We start from the raw sequence: 17,841 nt of genomic DNA, 5'->3' as shown, positions 1-17,841 counted from the left end.
CAACAACTCATATAACAGAACCATGTTGCCGATGGAGGGCGTTTCACTCATATCGGTACGCATTCATCGCTTACATAAGGAGTCTGCTCGCAATGAGTCACGATATTGCGCCCATCTGGCGTAAACCCATGAATCTGGAGGGGCTCAACGCCACCTCTCGCAACACCCTGATGGCCCATCTCGATATCGTCTACACGGCTTTTGGCACCGATTGGCTTGAAGCGACCATGCCGGTGGATCATCGCACTCACCAGCCCCTTGGCATGCTCCATGGTGGCGCGTCCGTGGTGCTGGCGGAAACCTTGGGATCGATTGCCGCCAATATGGCGGTCGGGCCAGATAGCTACTGTGTGGGGCTGGAGGTGAATGCCAACCATCTGCGAGCTAAACGGGAAGGGGTGGTGACCGGGCGTTGCACGCCGCTCCATCTGGGAGCAACAACCCAGGTGTGGCAGATTGAAATTCGGGACGAACGTGAGCGTTTATTGTGCACCAGCCGACTGACCATGGCGGTGCTCAAACACAAGCGGGGCAAGGACTCCAGCGAGGAGTGATCCGCAATAACGCACTATGAGTGCAAAATAAGCAAGCCATACTCGTCAGATCCCTCTATAATTGCCAACGTCTTGAGAGGCTTATCACATTTTTCAAGACAGCAGAACAAAGTGGCGCTATAATCGCCGCCTTTTTGCTATTCCGCGGTGTTAGCCGCCTGCCTTAATCTGGAAGAATCTATGTCTGATACCGAACAACTGCCCCTTTTTAGTGAGCTTGGACTGGCCGCGCCTGTATTGAAAGCGCTGCAGGACGTGGGCTATGAGCGCCCGTCACCGATCCAGGCCGCAGCAATTCCCCACCTGATGGCGGGACACGATCTGCTGGGGCAGGCGCAAACCGGTACAGGGAAGACCGCTGCTTTTGCCTTGCCTCTGTTGTCTCGTCTGGAAGCTGGTAACCGCAACACCCAGATCCTGGTGCTGGCGCCTACCCGCGAACTGGCGCTGCAAGTGGCTGAAGCGTGCCAACGCTACGCCCACCACATGCCTGATTTCCACGTACTGCCCATCTACGGCGGTGCCTCCTACGAAACCCAGACCCGCGCCCTGCGTCGTGGTGCCCAGGTTGTCGTTGGTACTCCGGGCCGTGTGATGGATCTGATCCGTCGCAAGAACCTGGACCTCTCCGGCCTGAAAGCTCTGGTACTGGACGAAGCTGATGAAATGCTGCGTATGGGCTTCATCGACGACGTTGACTGGATCATGGAGCAGTGCCCGAGCACTCGTCAGGTTGCCCTGTTCTCTGCCACCATGCCGGAGCAGATCCGTCGCGTGGCCCAGAAGCACCTGAAGCAGCCCAAAGAGATTAAGATCGCCTCCAAGACTGCTACCGCTACCACTATTCGCCAGCGTTACTGGCAGGTAACCGGTCTGCACAAGCTGGACGCCATGACCCGTCTGCTGGAAGTGGAATCCTACGAAGCTCTGCTGGTATTCGTACGTACCAAGAACGCTGCCGAAGAGCTGGCTGGCAAGCTGGCCGCCCGTGGTCACGCCTGTGAAGCGCTGCACGGCGACATCCCGCAGAAATTGCGTGAGCGTACCGTCGACAAACTGCGTCAGGGCCAGCTGGATATCCTGATCGCCACCGACGTTGTTGCCCGTGGTCTGGACGTTGAGCGTATCACTCACGTAGTGAACTACGACATTCCGTACGACACCGAATCTTACGTTCACCGTATCGGTCGTACCGGTCGTGCTGGTCGTAAAGGCGAAGCCATCCTGTTCGTCGCTCCGCGCGAGCGTCGTATGCTGCGCGCCATCGAGCACGCAACCCGTCAGGCCATCGAGCCAATGAAGATGCCGAGCACCGAGGACATCAACCAGCATCGTCTGGCCAAGTTCAAAGAGCGCATCCGCGAAACCATGATGGGTGAAGAGCTCGAGATCTACCACAACCTGGTCAACGAGCTGATCGAAGAAGATTCTGCCGATCCGCTGGAGCTGGCTGCCGCACTGGCCAAGCTGGTACAGGGTGACCAACCGCTGCTGCTGGATGACTCCATTCCGGATCCGCTGCTGAATGCTGGCAACGATCGTGGTGGCTTCGAGCGCCGTGACTTCAACGACCGTGGCGGTCGTGACTTCGGTGACCGTGGCGATCGTCCTGCCCGTCGCATGCCGTCCCTGGAGCCGCGTCCGCTGAAAGACAACCCGGACGTGGAGATGGAGCGTTACCGCGTAGACGTGGGTGCCCATCACGGCGTCAAGCCGGGCCAGATCGTGGGCGCCATCGCCAACGAAGCGAACATCGAGAGCCGCTTCATCGGCAACATCGACATCGCTGATGACTTCTCCACCGTCGATCTGCCGAAAGGCATGACCGCCGATGTACTGGAAGTGATCAAGAAAGCCCGTGTTTGCCAGCGTCCGCTGCAAATCACCCGCTACACCGAAGTGCCGGCCGGTGGCAACACCAGCAGCCGTCCGCCCCGTGGTGATCGTCCGTTCCGTGGCGACCGTCCTTTCAACAAGGATCGCCGTCCCCAGGGTGACCGTCCGTTCAACAAGAGCGGGGAGCGCCGTGAAGGTGGCTTCAACAAAGATCGCAAATTCGGTGGCAAGCGTCGCGAAAGCTGATTGCTGATCCCGTTATGAAGAAGGCCGCTCATTGAGCGGCCTTTTTTTGTATCTGCGATAGGGACTGTACCGTCAGTTTGCCTGTATGGGGGTCATATTTCTGTTCCACAAGCCAGGTCGTGAACCAAAGGGACATGAATATTTTCCGGTGCGGTTGCGACATTCGGAGCCAGGATGCCATGCTTTTGGTGGCATTCGGGTACAGCCTGATGCTGGTTGCCTGTTGTGGTGAGCTGGTTGCAGCAACATGGTTTTGCATTGTGACTCTGCCGTTGTCATGTGGGTGAGCAGAGTGAAACCAATAAAATAAACAGTACGATACGGAGGTCTATCATGGGTGGATGGCTTGGCAGGATATTGCTGTTATCCGGTTGTCTCGTTTCTGGCATGGTGTTGGCTGATGATCCTTTCCTCAAGATCAAGGGAAATGGCTGTTGCAATGGTAAAGGGGAGGTCGTGTTGACCCGGGCCGAGTTTGAGGCCTTACCTCAGACAGAGGTCAAGACCGAGACCCCCTGGACTGAGGGGGATCACACTTATCGTGGCGTGCTGCTGCGAGATCTGGTCAAGATGTATGGTCTCAAGAATGGGGAGGTCAAGGCGGTCGCCATCAATGACTACTGGGCTGCGGTGCCGCTGGAAGATGGGGATAAATATGCGGTATTGCTGGCCGAGAAGCAGGATGGCAAGGCGTTGACCCTGCGCAACAAGGGGCCTCTCTGGATCATCTATCCCCTCTCTGATCACCCGGAGCTGAACAAGGAGCTCTATCACAGCCGGATGGTGTGGCAACTGACGGCGATTGAGAGCAAATAAGATGCTGCGCGGCAAGTTTCTGAGCTTGATCCTGATGGTGACTGCCTTTTTGGGGGTCGCCATCTGGTCGGTCTGGAACTATGACCGTGCATTCAATGCAGTGACTCGCTATACCCAGCTCTCCGCCTGGGCGTTGGCGCAGCTGGAGTTGGAAATCCATGGCTTTGATGAAGCGCTCTCTCTCTATCGCACCGGTTCGACCAGTCAGGAAGAGATGAACAAGCGCTTTGATATTGCCTGGAACCGGCTCGATGTCTTCCTGCACGGGGAGGAGGCCAAGCCGGTGAGAACCCGCTTTGGGGCTGAACAGGCAGCAGGCAAGATCATGACTCTGTTCGAGAAGTATGAGCAGGCCGTGGTCAGCGGAGAGCGAGATTCAAAAGAACTTGCTCGTTTTGCCGAGGAGTTGGCTCGGGATCTGGCTGCGATCCGCGATGTGATGGTGAAAAATTTCACCGGCCCATCCGCTATTGCCCAGCGGGAGGTACTCAACTCGTCGCGTATCCAGAACTTCTTCATTCTGGCTTTCTTGATGTTGGCGACCGTGGTGATGCTGCTGATGCTGTTTCGCGAAGTGCGCCACCAGCACTTTCTTGCGTGGAATGATGCGCTAACCCGCTTGCCAAACCGGGCCTCCTTGATCAAACACCTCAAGCAGCTGACGGGACATAAAGGGGGGCGCAGCAGCGTGACCGTCTGTCTGGTGGATCTTGGCCATTTCAGGGAGGTAAATGACAGCCTGGGCTACGAGGTGGGGGATGCATTGCTGACGCAACTGGCCGAGCGGATCCGCGCCGTATCGGTTGACGGTATCTTTGCCGCCCGCACCGGTAGCGATGAGTTTGCCATCATTATTTCCGGCGTTATGCCCACCTATTTGCGCTTTCCATTTCTGGAGCAGCTGCGTAACGAACTTGCCGGGCTTGCCTTGGCGACTGACCCCGCCCACCGGGTGCGGGTCTTTATGGGGGTCAGCCAGTACGTGCGACCGGTACACACGCCGGAGGAGATGCTGCTGTTTGCCGATATCGCCCTCGACAGTGCCAAGCGCAAGCGGCTGAATCGTTACGTGGTTTTCTCCAGCAGCATGTATCAGCACTATCTGCGCAACCGCCGTTTGTCGACCGAGTTGCGCGAGCTGATCCAGCACCACAGCAATTTGCAGTTGAGCCTCTACTATCAGCCTATTGTCCGTGGTCAAGGTAGGGTGCGACTGGGGGCTGAGGTACTGATCCGCTGGAATCACCCGGAGTACGGGTTTATTCCGCCCCTCGATATCATCTCGCTGGCAGAAGATAACGGGCTGGGGGAGGCGCTCGGGTTATGGATCTTCCGGCGCTTGCAACATGATCTCGCCACTTTCCCGAGCGACTTGATTGAACCGCTGGAGATCTCGGTCAACCTCTCGAGTTCCATGTTCACTATGGAGTTGGCAGCCCAGCTGGATGAGAACATGGGAGAGGGGCCGCTAAGCCTGCAACAGCTGATCGTCGAGCTGACCGAAACGATTGCTCTGGATGATATCGAGTTGAGCAAGCATATCATCGATACCCTGCGTCAGATCGGGGTGCGGGTGGCCCTCGATGATTTCGGTACCGGCTGGTCATCGTTCTCCTACTTGCGGGAACTCTATTTCGACAAGCTCAAGATTGACCGCTCATTTATCACTGCCATCGACAACGATACCCGTCAGGCCCTGTTCGTCGAGGCGATCACCAGCCTCTCTCATCAACTCGGTGTGTGGGTGGTGGCGGAAGGGGTGGAAAACAATGATGAGCTGAAGGCGGTGCTGAGTATCGGGGTGGATGAAATTCAGGGCTATTTCTACTCCAGGCCCTTGCCGCTGCAGGACTTTTTGTTGTTCTGCCATCGCTACTTTATCAATCGGAGCATCATGCAGGAGGTTGCGCTGGGTTAGCGAGCGGTACCCTTTTCACCGTTACCACAAGCTACCGTGCTGTTGTTCATCTAGCCGAATAAACAAAGAAGGCGACCTGATGGTCGCCTTCTTTGTTTATTATGACGTGCAGAGTTCGCAGCCTAAGGGGCTATCAGAGCACCATGGCGGCAATCCAGCCGAAGATCACCAGCGGGATGTTGTAGTGAATAAAGGTGGGCACCACGCTGTCCCAGATATGGTCGTGCTGGCCGTCGGCGTTAAGGCCGGAGGTGGGGCCCAGCGTCGAGTCGGAGGCCGGTGAACCCGCATCCCCCAGCGCGCCTGCGGTACCGACCAGTGCGATGATCGCCATCGGTGAGAAGCCGAGCTGCAGACAGAGCGGCACATAGATGGTGGCGATGATGGGCACGGTGGAGAAGGAAGAGCCGATCCCCATGGTGATGAGCAGACCCACCAGCAGCATCAGGAAGGCGGCGATCCCCTTGTGCTGGCCGATGCCGGAGGCGACCACCTGAACCAGAGAGTCGACACCGTGAGTTGCCTTCATCACCGCGGCAAAACCGGCGGCAGAGATCATGATGAAGCCGATCAGCGACATCATCCGCACCCCCTGAGTGAAGGCATCCTGGCTTTCGCGAAACTTGATGACGCCGCCGCAGGTGAAGATGACAAAACCGGCTAGCGCACCCAGTACGATGCTGTTGGTCATCAGTTGCAGACCCAGCGCTACGCCAATGGCCAGCAGGGCCACCCAGATGTGGGTGAGGTTGAGCTCGACCGCTTCGGGCTCGGCATCCAGGATCTTGGCCAGATCGTACTGGCGCGGTTTGCGATAGCTGATGAATACCGCAATCAGCAGGCCCAGTACCATACCGGCGACCGGAATGGCCATCGCCAGCGGGATCTGGCTGGTGGTGATGGGCACGCCGTTATCGATCAGGTTCTTGGCCAGAATGTTATTCAGGAAGATGCCACCAAAGCCGACCGGCAGCACCATATAGGTAGCTGTCAGGCCAAAGGTGATGACACAGGCCACCTGACGACGGTCGATCTGCATCTGTGCCATCACATGCAGCAGCGGCGGGATCAGGATGGGAATAAAGGCGATGTGAACCGGGATCAGGTTCTGGGAGGAGATCGCCACGGCCAGCACGGAAGAGAGCAGCAGGGTTTTGACCCACATGATACGGGTCGAGCTGGCATCCTTGCCCAACTGGCTGATCACCTTGCGGGCCAGCAGGTCGGTGATCCCGGAGCGGGAGATGGCAACCGCAAAGGCGCCCAGCATGGCGTAGGAGAGGGCAATCTCGGCGCCACCGCCCAGACCACCGCTGAAGGTGGTGAGGGTATCGGTCAACGACAGCCCACCGACCAGGCCGCCAGCGATGGCCCCCAGCGCCAGCGAGACCACCACATTGATCCGCAGCAGACTGAGCACCAGCATCAGCCCGACTGCGATAACAACTGGATTCATTTGATTTCCTTATAGTTTGTTATTGCTGTCTGTCATGTGAAGGGGAGTTAGTTTGCGAAAAATGTGACAAATGTCGAGTAAAAAATCAGTCAAACCCCTTATATCGCAGCAGCATGTGGCACAAGGTTGCTCAACATGAGGGGTTGTGACCTGTTTGTCTCCGTGCATCCCGTGCGCAGCGGTGGATAGTGACGTTGATAGCGATTTCCGGTGCGCTGTGCAATCAATCACGTCCCCAAAAAGCGAAGGCTGCCAGTGGCAGCCTTCATCCGTTTATTCTTGTCCCTCATCGTCGGCAGGGGCATCGGTTGTGTCATCATCCGGATGCGCTGGCGGCCAACCCCCCATGCTCTTCCAGCGGTTAACGATATGACAGAACAGCTCTGTGGTGCGTTCGGTGTCATAGAGGGCAGAGTGCGCCTCTTTATTGTCAAACGGGATGCGGGCGCTCTGGCACGCTTTGGCCAGTACGGTCTGACCCAGCGCCAATCCGGAGAGAGCTGCGGTGTCGAAAGTGGCAAACGGGTGGAACGGATTGCGCTTGAGGCCAGCGCGCTCGGCGGCAGCCATCACGAAGCCGTGATCAAAGGTGGCGTTGTGGGCCACTATGATGGCGCGGCCGCAATCCTGCTCCTTCATCCCCTTGCGGATCCCCTTGAAGATCTCGGTCAGCGCCTCTTTTTCCGAGACAGCGCCACGCAACGGGTTGTAGGGGTCGATGCCGGTGAACTCCAGCGCGGCCTTTTCCAGGTTGGCCCCTTCGAAAGGCTCGACATGAAAGTGGAATACCTGATCGGGAACGAGCCAGCCCTGCTCATCCATTTTCAGGGTGTAAGCCGCGATTTCGAGCAGGGCATCGGTCTTGGCGTTGAACCCGGCTGTTTCAACATCGATGACGACGGGGTAAAAACCACGGAAACGGCCCTTGAGGGTATGAACTGCGTCGGTCATGGGATCTCGGTCGGGATAAAATGAGGCGGCATTATGGCAAAAAAGCACAGGCTTGTCCCCCCATCCCACGCAGTCGGCCGCGGCAAGATGGCGCAGGATTCAATATCTGTGCAGCCACCAGCGGGCGGCAATCAGCGCCGTGAGCGTGCCCAACAGGGCGCTGGCCAGCACATCCACCGGCCAATGCATTCCCATTACCATGCGCGACAGACCAACCCCCAGCGCCCACAACGGCAGCAGCCAGACGCCCGTGGGGGCGCGGGCCAGCCAGATAAGGCCGAAAAATTGGGCCAGGCTGATGGCGGCGATACTGTGGCCGGAGGGGAAGGCGTAGTTCACCTCGGCCTGCCAGTGGTGGCCGAGCCACTCAGGCAGGGCCAGCAACTGGCTGGCGGCATGAACCTGTTCACTGCGCACATCGATGCTACTGGCGTAGAAGTGCTTGATGGCCGGGATCAGCGACTGACTCTCCAGCCAGAGCAGATAGGGTCTGGGCTCTTCGGTCAGGTGTTTGATCAGGCTCTTGAGCACCCAGTCGCTGGCGAGCAGGGCTGCCAGCGCACACCCCAGTGCAATGAAGGGGGACAGCTCCAGTTTGAGTTTGTAGCGGGTCTGCAACAGCAAGAGGGCGCCACTGACCCCGATCCCGGGAATATCGACCATGCGGGTAAGGGCGTATGACCACCATAGCCAGCCTGATTGCAGTGAACCGGTCAGAAAAGGCTGCCAGGGCAATGTGGCGAGTAGTAACAGGGGCAGGATTAACAGGGCTGTGAAGCCAAGCACCTGACTGCGGGTGAGTGAGGCGGTTGACATTGGGAGCGGCGGAGCGTGTGGCGGCATGGTGGGTATGGGCGATCGCGAAAAAAGAGGGGCATTGTGCCACCGTGACATGCTCGGACAAAGCCGAGCAGCACGTTTGTTACCTCTGCTTACACATTTTGTGGCCACATCCTCTGTTTGAGCGGGCGGATGGAGCGGCTGCCGCGCAATGTGGTCCCGTTTCGCGCCGGATTGCATCACAGGCTGAAATCTCGGGCGGCTTTGCGCTAGAATGGCGCCCCCGTGGCGGTTGTGACCAAAGAGAGCCCGATGAAGATAGTAGTTGATGAGAATATGCCCCATGCCGTGGAGCTGTTTGCCGAATTTGGCGAGGTGATCCCCTTGCCCGGACGGCAGATGCAGGCCCGCGATCTGCTGGATGCCGATGTGCTGCTGGTGCGTTCGGTCACCCGCGTCAACGGCGATTTGCTGGCGACCAGCCCCAAACTCGGGTTTGTCGGCACCGCCACCATAGGCACAGACCATGTGGACAAGGCCCTGCTGGCAAGCCGCAATATTCCCTTCTTCAGCGCCCCCGGTTGCAACAAGTATTCGGTGGGGGACTATGTGCTTTCCGCTTTGCTGGTGCTGGCGGAGCGTTACGAACTCGAGCTCTCGGCCATGACTCTGGCGGTGATTGGCGCGGGCAATACCGGCGAGTGCGTGGCTGGCAAGGCCCAAGCGCTCGGCATGCGGGTGCTGCGCTGCGATCCGCCCAGGGCGCGGGATAATCCTGATGCGGGCTTTGTCGATTACCAGACCGCCCTTGGCGCCGATATCGTCAGCTTTCACGTGCCCATCACCCGTGAAGGGCCGGATGCTACCTACCATCTGCTCGATGCCGAACAGATTGCCGCGCGTCCTGCCGGACAGATCCTGATCAACGCATCCCGTGGCGAGGTGTGGGATAACCGTGACCTGCTGGCGCGCCAGTTGGGCGATGCGCCTTTGCGACTGGTGATGGATGTGTGGGAGAACGAGCCCGAGCCACTGGCTGCGCTGGTGCCCCATACCGAGATTGCCACCCCCCATATCGCCGGTTACAGCCTGGAGGGTAAGGCTCGCGGTACCTGGATGCTCTATCAGGCGCTCTGCCAGCAGCTGGGACGCCAGCCTCGTCAGGATTTGAGTCGGCTGTTGCCCGCCCCCGATGTGCAGGCGGTGGTGCCGGGCCGCGCGCCGGATCAGGCGCTGATCAAGCAGCTGGTGCATCTGGTTTATGATGTGCGCCGTGATGATGCCCGTTTCCGGACCCGACTCGGCCTGCCCGGCAGCTTTGACGAGCAGCGCAAACACTACCCCGAGCGCCGTGAACTATCCTCCCTGCAGGTTGAGGGAGCGTTTGCCGACCAGGCGCTGGGCGAGCTGGGATTTGCGCTGTCACGCCCCTGAATCGGGGACTAAGAGTTGGAAGATAACCGGAAGGGGTGAGCCGTACTGGCTACCTCGACCCCCTTTTTTACTGAGCTGGCGCAGATGCTACTGCGCCGGCTCAGCCATATCAGGCAGCGTCATCTCGCCTTGCGGGAGACTGCCGACCATGGCGCCATCCGGCGCCATTGCAGCATTATCAGAGGAGAACAGAATGAGCCAGCAGTTTAACGTAGCGGTATTGGGTGCCAGCGGCGCCGTGGGTCAGGCGATGATCGAGATCCTGGAAGAGCGCGAATTTCCGGTAGCGACCCTCTATCCGCTGGCTTCCAGCCGCAGTGCCGGTGATACCGTGCGCTTTGGCGGCAAGAACCTCGATATCCTCGATGTGGAGGAGTTTGACTGGAGCCAGGTGCAGATCGCACTCTTCTCCGCCGGTGCCGAGGTCTCTGCCAAGTGGGCGCCGATTGCTGCCGAACACGGCTGCATCGTCATCGACAACACCTCCTGCTTCCGTTACGACGAAGATATCCCGCTGGTGATCCCGGAAGTGAACCCGGATGCGCTGGCCGATTTTCGCAATCGCAACATCATCGCCAATCCCAACTGCTCCACCATCCAGATGCTGGTGGCCCTGAAGCCGCTGCACGACGAAGTGGGCATTGCCCGCATCAACGTGGCCACCTATCAATCCGTGTCAGGCTCCGGCAAAGAGGGGGTCAGCGAGTTGGCGGGTCAGACCGCTCATCTGCTCAACGGTCGTCCGGTGGAACCGACCCTCTATCCGCAACAGATCGCCTTTAACCTGATCCCGCAGATCGACAGCTTCACTGACAACGGCTACACCCGTGAAGAGATGAAGATGGTATGGGAAACCCAGAAGATCCTGGGGGATGCCAGCATTGCCGTAAACCCCACCTGCGTGCGGGTGCCGGTCTTCTACGGCCACGCCGAGGCGGTACACGTCGAGCTGCACCAGCCGCTCGATGCCGAACAGGTCAAGGAGCTGCTCCGCAATGCGCCGGGTGTGACCCTGTTTGATGACGAAGGGGACTATCCGACCCCGGTGCGTGACGCAACCGGCAAGGATGAGGTGCTGGTGGGTCGGGTGCGCCAGGATATTTCTCATCCAAGTGGTATCAATATGTGGATCGTGGCCGATAACGTTCGTAAGGGCGCGGCAACCAACAGTGTACAGATTGCCGAGCTGCTGGTTCGCGACTATCTGTAAGGCCGGTCAGATGCCACAGATGCGCAGCAGGGAGTGCTGCGCATCCGGCCTGTGATCAAACCGGGGTGTGACCCATGCCGCACTCCGTCACTTCAAGATTCTGTTGCGATATCAACTGATTAAGTTTTTTCCTACACTCAGGGTCAAGTTGGGTGCTAAATGTGTCGGACTGCTGGCTTGCCAGGCGAGCCTGATTTATATTGAACCGACTGTTTTGGGGTAACTATCCAGATTTTTCAATGTGATAGGGCCGTCATACGAAGGAACGAATATGGGACATTCCCGCATAACATTGGCAACGCTACTCGCATTGGGTCTGCTGGGCACCGTCCAGGCTGAAGACTCGGCGCGGGAGCCTTTTTTTGTCGAGCTAAAAGGCCCTGACGAACCCGCACCTCCCGCCGTCAATTCCCAGCCGCTGGCGCAGCCGGTCGCCAGACCCGCCGCACAACCGGTGCGTACAACCGCCCAGCCGGTGGTGCGTCAGGTCACTGCCAATGCCGGTAGCTATGGCCCTGTTCGTCCGACCGATACCCTATGGAGCCTGGCGAGCAAATATCGCCCCTCCAATCGGGTCAGCGTCTACCAGACCATGGTGGCGATTTACGAGAAAAACCCCCGCAGTTTTGCCGATGGCAATATCAACCACATTCTGGTGGGGTCCCGCATTCTGCTGCCGACCGCGGCCGAGGCGAGCGTCATCACTGATGCACAGGCCCGCGCCAAGTTCCGTAGCGACAACGCCAGCTGGAAGGGGTTAAGCCCCAAATATCTGGCTGACAAGCAGGCCCATACCGCCAAGCCGGCTGCCGCCAAACCCGCGAAGGTTGAAGCCGCCAAGACCGAGCTGGTGAAGGCTGCGCCTGCGCCGCTGCCAGTGGCGAAAGCCGCCCCCATTCCCGCCCCGGTGGTGGCACCGCAACCGGCGGCTGAAACCAAAGAAGTGGCCAAGGTGAGCGAGCCAGCGCCGAAAGAGGCGGTAGCACCTGCTCCTAGCGCAGCAGAAGGCACCACACCGGCGCCTCTGCCTTCCGATCTGGATAAACCAGTGGGCAAACCGGCCACTGAGATGGCGCTGGCACTGGAAGATGCCAATGCCCAGCTCGGCCAGGTGACCGAGATGAACCACAGGCTCAAGCTGCGTCTGCAATCCCTGACCGAAGAGGTGGAGACCCTCAAGGCCCAGCTGCAGGATCAGACGGCGCTGCAAAAAGAGATTGCCGAGCTCAAGGCCCAACCGGTCCCGCCGGCGGCAGCCGAGCCTGAGCCTGAGAAAAACTGGTTGATGGATCTGCTCTCCTCACCGCTCAACCTCGCCATGATCATTCTGCTGCCGGTGCTGCTGGTATTGGCGCTGGTGACCCTGTGGCTGCGTGCCCGTGCCCGCCGCGAACTGGAAGAGCAGGAGAAGAGCCTCTCCGAATCCACCGCCATGATGATGGATCAGGAGCAGAGCGAGTTTGATGACCTGCTGAGCGTCGATGTGACCGACAACGAGCCGGTGCGCCCTGTGCCGGATCTCAACACCCCGGATGGCTTTATGCCGATGGAGCCTGACGAGCCGGCCGCTAAGCCGGATGTCGATCTGGTGTTCAGCGACGAGGGCGAGATGGAGCTGCAGGGCTTTGAGCCTGAGCGGATGGCGGCCCAGCCAGCCAGTCGTGACCCGGATCTTGTGCCGGATCTCGATCTCGCGCTGGATGAGCCCATTGCGCTGGCCAACGAGCCCGCCATGGATCTGGCCAGCGAGTTCAACCCCAAGCCCAAGGCCGCTGACGAGATTATGAGCGAAGAGGAGCTGCAGGCAGCCCTGTTTGCCGAGCTGGATGCGGATCTCTCAGCCGACCTCGAGCCCGATTTGAGCTCCATCGACGAAGTCGGCTCCGCTGACGACGATCTGGCGAGCTTCGATCTCGGCGATTTCGACAGTGCCCTCGACGAGCCTGCTGCTGGCAAAGATGATAACGCCATTGATCTCAGTGCCGCAGAGGACGCTGACGAGAGTGCGGATGCCATGCTGGCCGAGCTCGGTCTTGAGCCTGTCAAGGCGAAGGAAGCGGAGCTGGATCTGGAGTGGGATCCCAACGAGCTGGCGCTCTCCGATTTCGAAGATGCGTTTGCCGAGGTGGAATCACATCCGGCAGATCTCCAGCCCCGTGAGCAGGCACAGGAGAGTGGCTACGTCGAGATCGACAAGCTGCTGGCTGAAGCGGATGCCACTGCGCCGGAGCAGGAGCCGTATCAGGGCTTCTCGCTGGATGTGGGGCTCGATGGCTTCCCCGAGGTGCTGCCGGAATCCACCGGGTTTGATGTGGATGCCGACGACGGCGGTGTGGGTGCCAAGCTGGATCTGGCCCGTGCCTACCTCGAGATTGACGACAAGGATAGCGCCCGCGAGCTGCTGCAAGAGGCGGCGGAGCAGGGCAGCGATCACCAGCGTGCCGAAGCCGAGAAGTTGCTCAAGCGGTTGGGCTAAAGCATCTCCCATCACGGGATCAGCAAAATGGGGGCAGCCAGCAGGCTGCCCCTCATATTTTGGCGATTTGCGATGGGGGATCATGGCCGTGCAGGCTCGCAATCCAGGCCAATTGCGCGTGTGGTGGGACTTTTCAGGCTGAGCGCGTATAATCCGCCCCGTTTCTTTCACTGCGTTTTCACAACAAGACAAGTTTATCCATGCGAATTGCCCTAGGTATTGAATATGACGGCAGCCGGTATTTCGGCTGGCAGCGTCAGCGTGAAGTGATCAGCGTGCAGGCTGAACTGGAGACGGCGCTGAGCCGGATTGCCAACCACCCTGTCTCCATCCAGTGTGCCGGACGCACCGATGCCGGTGTCCATGCGACCGGTCAGGTGATCCACTTCGATACCGAGGCGAACCGTGCCGAAGGGGCCTGGACCTTGGGGCTCAATTCCAACCTGCCGCCGGATATCGCCGTGCGCTGGGTCAAGCAGGTGGACGAGAGCTTCCACGCCCGCTTCAGCGCCACCGCCCGTCGCTACCGCTATGTCATCTACAACCACAACTACCGGCCGGCGATCCTCGGCAGTGGCGTCAGCCACTACCACGAGACCATCGATGAGGAGTTGATGCACCAGGCGGGCCAGAGCCTGCTGGGGGAGCACGACTTCAGCACCTTCCGTGCCGTCGCCTGCCAATCCAACACCCCGTGGCGCAATGTGACCCATCTGTGTGTCAGCCGCTCCGGCCCCTACATCGTGCTCGACATCAAGGCCAACGCCTTCCTGCACCATATGGTGCGCAACATCACCGGCTCCCTGCTGCTGGTGGGGCAGGGGCTCAAACCGGTGGAGTGGATTGCCGAGGTGCTGGCTGCCAAGGATCGCAATCTGGCCGGGCCGACCGCCAAGGCCGGTGGCCTCTATCTGGTCGACGTGGATTACCCGGCCGAGTTTGCTCTGCCGCAGTTGCCGCTAGGCCCGCTGTGGCTGCCAGACTCGGCACCGGGTACGACCAGTTTTTAGTAACTGCGCCCGAAAAATTGTGGTTTAATGACCCGTCATTTGTTGCCATCGAGCTATTAAGTCATTGAACAATCTAGGCTCGATGCGTTTTGTCAGGCACAAAAGCATTAAGGAATTCCATGAGCTGGCTTGAGAAGATTCTTCCCAAGAGCAAGATCACTGCGCCCCGTCGTCACAACATTCCGGAAGGGGTGTGGACCAAGTGCAGTGCTTGTGAACAGGTGCTCTACCGGGCAGAGTTGGAGCGCAACCTCGAAGTGTGCCCCAAGTGTGATCATCATATGCGCATCAGCGCCCGCGCCCGTCTCGAGAGCTTCCTCGATGAGCAGGGTCGTACCGAGATCGGTGCCGAGCTGGAGCCGCAGGATGTACTGAAATTCAAGGATTCCAAGCGCTACAAGGATCGTTTGTCTGCCGCTCAGAAAGAGACGGCGGAGAAAGATGCGCTGGTGGTGATGAAAGGGACCCTCAAAGGGGTACCGGTTGTCGCCTGTTCGTTCGAGTTCTCCTTCATGGGGGGCTCCATGGCCTCCGTGGTCGGTGCCCGCTTCGTGCGCGCCGTCGAGGAGTGCATCAAGGAAGGCCGTGGCCTGGTCTGCTTCTCCGCCTCTGGTGGTGCTCGCATGCAGGAAGCCCTCTTCTCCTTGATGCAGATGGCCAAGACCAGTGCTGCGCTGGACAGACTCACCAAGGCGGGACTGCCCTATATCTCCGTGCTGACCGATCCCACCATGGGTGGCGTCTCTGCCAGTCTGGCGATGCTGGGTGACATCAACGTGGGCGAGCCCAAGGCGCTGATCGGCTTTGCCGGCCCGCGCGTTATCGAGCAGACCGTGCGCGAGAAGCTGCCGGAAGGCTTCCAGCGCTCCGAGTTCCTGCTGGAAAAGGGTGCCATCGATATCATCATCGATCGCCGCGAAATGCGTAACCGTCTGGCCAGCCTGCTCGCCAAAATGCTGAATACTCACGTCATCGAAGAGTGAAGATGAGTTCAAACATGCAACAATCCCAAAGCCGGTCGCTTGTCGACTGGCTTTCTTATTTGGAGCAGATCCATCCGGTCAATATCGACATGGGGCTGGATCGGGTCGGTGCTGTCGCCCGGCGTATGGGGCTTACCCAGCTGCCGTTCAAGGTGATCACGGTGGCGGGCACCAACGGCAAGGGCTCCAGCTGTGCCATGGCGGCCAGCATTCTGATGGCCGCAGGCTATAAGGTCGGCGTCTACTCCTCGCCCCATCTGCTGCGCTTTACCGAGCGGGTGCGGGTCAACGGGCAAGAGCTGCCCGACAGCGATCACTGCGCCGCTTTTGCCGAGGTGGAAGCTGCTCGTGGCGAGATTGCCCTTACTTTCTTCGAGTTCGCCACCCTGGCCGGTTTGTGGCTCTTCTGCCGCGCCGCGCCCGATGTGCTGCTGCTGGAAGTGGGGCTGGGCGGTCGGCTCGACGCCACCAATGTGGTGGAGTCCGATGTCGCCATGATCACCTCCATTGCCCTCGATCACTGCGACTGGCTGGGGGATACCCGCGAAGCAGTGGCTGTGGAGAAGGCTGGCGTCTATCGCGCTGGCAAGCCCGCCATCAGCGGTGAGCCCAATCCGCCCGCGACTATTGCCAGCGAAGCCCAGCGTCTTGGCGCCAACCTGCGTCAGGTCGGTATCGATTTTCGTGGCGATGAGCACGCGAGCGGTTGGGATTATCACGGCCTCAACCAGTGGCGGGATCTGCCAAAACCGGCGCTGCCGCTGATGAACGCGGTGACCGTGCTGGCGGCGCTGGAATCCCTCGGCTTGCCGCTGCCGGAGTCTGCTATCCGCGACGGGCTGGCCAATGCCCGGCTAGCTGGCCGGATGCAGCAGCTGCAAAGTGTGCCGCTGGTGATCGTCGATGTGGCCCATAACCCCCATTCGGCAGCCTATCTGGCAGCGCAATTGTGCAAGATGCCCTGCTTGGGTGTACGCCGCGCCGTGGTCGGCATGCTCAAAGACAAGGACATGGCGGGATCCCTTGCCGAACTCGATGGTCTGATCGGCGAGTGGTATCTGGCCAGCCTCACCGGCCCGCGCGCCGCCACTGCTGCGCAGCTGGCTGCGGCGCTGGGGGAGGGCAAGGGCCCTGCCAGGGAGTTTGATGATGTCAGCGCCGCTTATCAGGCAGCGTTGGCCGCATCGAGTCCGGACGATATGGTCATTGTGTTTGGTTCGTTTTACACTGTCGCCGACATTCTGGCGGGTGTCGCCGTCTAGGCCACACCCCGACTCCCCGGCCCTCGGGCGGGGAGCCAAATCGCATATTGAGTTACGTAAAGGTAGGATTCAACTTGGCCTCGAAGTTTCAAAACCGTCTGGTGGGCACCGTCATCCTGGTGGCCCTGGTTGTTATTTTCCTGCCGGACTTGCTGGATGGTCACAAGCTGGCACAAAAGGAGGAGGCCTTTGCCAAGATCCCGCTGCGCCCCGAGCTGGAGCCTGCCAAGCCTGCGCTGCAGGTCTCGGCAGCCAGCAGCCTGCCAGCCGATCATCTGGCCAGCCAGCAACAGGCCTCTGCGGCCCAGCAGTGGCAAGTGGAAGAGGTGGCTGACCCTATGACCCTCGCCGGTCAGGGCAACGGCGCGCAGCCGGCGACAACCCCTGCCGCACCGGCGCCGGTCCAGCCGCAACAGAATGCTCAACCCAAGCCACAGCCCAAGCCGGAAGTGGTGGCCAAAAAGCCGGTCGAACCGCCCAAGCCAGCACCCAAGCCTACGCCAGCCAAATCGGTTGAAGTGGTCAAGGCTCCCGCACCGAGCAAGCCGCAGGCGGGTCAGATCAAGTCCCTCGACGATCTGATTGAAAGCAAGATGACCCAGCCGACCACCCCCGCGCCTGCTGCGGCACCGGCGCAGGGTAGCTGGATCCTCCAGCTTGGCGCCTTCAAGAACGTCGACAGCGTCAACGCGCTGGTGAGCAAGCTGCGGGCGGCGGGCTACTCTGCCCACACCTCGCCGCGCACACCGGTGCAGGGTCAGCTCAACCGGGTCTTTATCGGACCGGATGTCTCCAAGGCCAAACTGCAGGGGATGCAGGGGCGGATTTCCCAGATGACCGGCCTCAGTGGCTCGGTGGTCTCTTACAATCCGTGACGGCTTGCCGTTGGCAATGGCCCTTTGAAACAAA

Annotated in this window: 14 protein-coding genes; 11 read left to right on the top strand and 3 right to left on the bottom strand. The window is 59.7% G+C overall.

Going from position 1 to position 17,841, the window contains the following annotated elements; genetic code table 11:
- Positions 1-92 precede the first annotated feature (92 nt).
- From AB5Z05_RS11025 to AB5Z05_RS11010, 4 genes are all read left to right on the top strand, one after another.
- A complete protein-coding gene (locus AB5Z05_RS11025; RefSeq protein ID WP_257725400.1) occupies positions 93-554 on the top strand; it encodes a hotdog fold thioesterase in 462 nt (153 codons plus the stop codon).
- A 180-nt stretch (positions 555-734) separates the two neighbouring features.
- Positions 735-2,636, top strand: coding sequence for a DEAD/DEAH box helicase (locus AB5Z05_RS11020; RefSeq protein WP_005337260.1), 1,902 nt, complete (start codon positions 735-737; stop codon positions 2,634-2,636).
- 333 nt (positions 2,637-2,969) lie between these two features.
- Positions 2,970-3,452 (top strand): molybdopterin-dependent oxidoreductase, encoded by a 483-nt coding sequence (locus AB5Z05_RS11015; protein ID WP_335841812.1) that lies wholly within the window; start codon positions 2,970-2,972, stop codon positions 3,450-3,452.
- Between the two features lies 1 nt (position 3,453).
- Entirely contained in the window at positions 3,454-5,370 is a 1,917-nt protein-coding gene (locus tag AB5Z05_RS11010; protein ID WP_368151506.1) for a putative bifunctional diguanylate cyclase/phosphodiesterase, read from the top strand.
- Positions 5,371-5,503: 133 nt separating this feature from the next.
- Here the strand turns inward: AB5Z05_RS11010 and AB5Z05_RS11005 are convergent, their stop codons facing one another.
- The 3 genes from AB5Z05_RS11005 to AB5Z05_RS10995 all read right to left on the bottom strand — a co-directional run bounded on the left by AB5Z05_RS11005 (position 5,504) and on the right by AB5Z05_RS10995 (position 8,620).
- Positions 5,504-6,826: a Na+/H+ antiporter family protein gene (locus tag AB5Z05_RS11005; RefSeq protein ID WP_005344933.1), complete on the bottom strand. Its 1,323-nt coding sequence runs from the start codon at positions 6,824-6,826 to the stop codon at positions 5,504-5,506.
- A 273-nt stretch (positions 6,827-7,099) separates the two neighbouring features.
- Positions 7,100-7,777, bottom strand: a complete 678-nt coding sequence (rnt, locus tag AB5Z05_RS11000) for a ribonuclease T (protein ID WP_005333780.1) — start codon at positions 7,775-7,777, stop codon at positions 7,100-7,102.
- 99 nt (positions 7,778-7,876) lie between these two features.
- Positions 7,877-8,620, bottom strand: coding sequence for a phosphatase PAP2 family protein (locus AB5Z05_RS10995; RefSeq protein WP_368151504.1), 744 nt, complete (start codon positions 8,618-8,620; stop codon positions 7,877-7,879).
- Between the two features lie 249 nt (positions 8,621-8,869).
- On the opposite strand from AB5Z05_RS10995, the gene AB5Z05_RS10990 reads away from it, so the two are divergent.
- The 7 genes from AB5Z05_RS10990 to dedD all read left to right on the top strand — a co-directional run bounded on the left by AB5Z05_RS10990 (position 8,870) and on the right by dedD (position 17,807).
- The gene (locus tag AB5Z05_RS10990; protein ID WP_368151502.1) at positions 8,870-9,991 is read left to right on the top strand and encodes a 4-phosphoerythronate dehydrogenase; all 1,122 of its coding nucleotides are present in this window, start codon (positions 8,870-8,872) and stop codon (positions 9,989-9,991) included.
- Positions 9,992-10,184: 193 nt separating this feature from the next.
- On the top strand, positions 10,185-11,201 hold the full coding sequence (locus tag AB5Z05_RS10985) for an aspartate-semialdehyde dehydrogenase (RefSeq protein WP_368151500.1): 1,017 nt from the start codon (positions 10,185-10,187) through the stop codon (positions 11,199-11,201).
- A gap of 271 nt (positions 11,202-11,472) precedes the next feature.
- Positions 11,473-13,677 carry a FimV/HubP family polar landmark protein gene (locus tag AB5Z05_RS10980; protein WP_279487913.1) on the top strand — a complete coding sequence of 735 codons (2,205 nt, stop codon included), beginning with the start codon at positions 11,473-11,475 and terminating at the stop codon, positions 13,675-13,677.
- A gap of 200 nt (positions 13,678-13,877) precedes the next feature.
- Positions 13,878-14,687 carry a tRNA pseudouridine(38-40) synthase TruA gene (gene truA, locus AB5Z05_RS10975; RefSeq protein WP_368151498.1) on the top strand — a complete coding sequence of 270 codons (810 nt, stop codon included), beginning with the start codon at positions 13,878-13,880 and terminating at the stop codon, positions 14,685-14,687.
- A gap of 119 nt (positions 14,688-14,806) precedes the next feature.
- Positions 14,807-15,670, top strand: coding sequence for an acetyl-CoA carboxylase, carboxyltransferase subunit beta (gene accD, locus AB5Z05_RS10970; RefSeq protein ID WP_005333765.1), 864 nt, complete (start codon positions 14,807-14,809; stop codon positions 15,668-15,670).
- 2 nt (positions 15,671-15,672) lie between these two features.
- The gene (gene folC / locus AB5Z05_RS10965; protein WP_368151496.1) at positions 15,673-16,932 is read left to right on the top strand and encodes a bifunctional tetrahydrofolate synthase/dihydrofolate synthase; all 1,260 of its coding nucleotides are present in this window, start codon (positions 15,673-15,675) and stop codon (positions 16,930-16,932) included.
- 74 nt (positions 16,933-17,006) lie between these two features.
- On the top strand, positions 17,007-17,807 hold the full coding sequence (gene dedD, locus AB5Z05_RS10960) for a cell division protein DedD (RefSeq protein ID WP_368151494.1): 801 nt from the start codon (positions 17,007-17,009) through the stop codon (positions 17,805-17,807).
- The last annotated feature ends 34 nt before the right edge of the window (positions 17,808-17,841 follow it).

The sequence above is a fragment of the Aeromonas sp. R2-4 genome, from assembly GCF_040908365.1.
In the GTDB taxonomy this organism is placed as follows: Bacteria; Pseudomonadota; Gammaproteobacteria; order Enterobacterales; family Aeromonadaceae; genus Aeromonas; species Aeromonas veronii.
This window is presented reverse-complemented; position numbering and strand designations above follow the sequence as displayed.

Excerpts from the sequence above, each read along its gene's own strand:
- AB5Z05_RS11025 (WP_257725400.1), top strand. The coding sequence starts at position 93 with ATGAGTCACGATATTGCGCCCATCTGGCGTAAACCCATGAATCTGGAG.
- AB5Z05_RS11020 (WP_005337260.1), top strand. The coding sequence starts at position 735 with ATGTCTGATACCGAACAACTGCCCCTTTTTAGTGAGCTTGGACTGGCC.
- AB5Z05_RS11015 (WP_335841812.1), top strand. The coding sequence starts at position 2,970 with ATGGGTGGATGGCTTGGCAGGATATTGCTGTTATCCGGTTGTCTCGTT.
- AB5Z05_RS11010 (WP_368151506.1), top strand. The coding sequence starts at position 3,454 with ATGCTGCGCGGCAAGTTTCTGAGCTTGATCCTGATGGTGACTGCCTTT.
- AB5Z05_RS11005 (WP_005344933.1), bottom strand. The coding sequence starts at position 6,826 with ATGAATCCAGTTGTTATCGCAGTCGGGCTGATGCTGGTGCTCAGTCTG.
- rnt (WP_005333780.1), bottom strand. The coding sequence starts at position 7,777 with ATGACCGACGCAGTTCATACCCTCAAGGGCCGTTTCCGTGGTTTTTAC.
- AB5Z05_RS10995 (WP_368151504.1), bottom strand. The coding sequence starts at position 8,620 with ATGCCGCCACACGCTCCGCCGCTCCCAATGTCAACCGCCTCACTCACC.
- AB5Z05_RS10990 (WP_368151502.1), top strand. The coding sequence starts at position 8,870 with ATGAAGATAGTAGTTGATGAGAATATGCCCCATGCCGTGGAGCTGTTT.
- AB5Z05_RS10985 (WP_368151500.1), top strand. The coding sequence starts at position 10,185 with ATGAGCCAGCAGTTTAACGTAGCGGTATTGGGTGCCAGCGGCGCCGTG.
- AB5Z05_RS10980 (WP_279487913.1), top strand. The coding sequence starts at position 11,473 with ATGGGACATTCCCGCATAACATTGGCAACGCTACTCGCATTGGGTCTG.
- truA (WP_368151498.1), top strand. The coding sequence starts at position 13,878 with ATGCGAATTGCCCTAGGTATTGAATATGACGGCAGCCGGTATTTCGGC.
- accD (WP_005333765.1), top strand. The coding sequence starts at position 14,807 with ATGAGCTGGCTTGAGAAGATTCTTCCCAAGAGCAAGATCACTGCGCCC.
- folC (WP_368151496.1), top strand. The coding sequence starts at position 15,673 with ATGAGTTCAAACATGCAACAATCCCAAAGCCGGTCGCTTGTCGACTGG.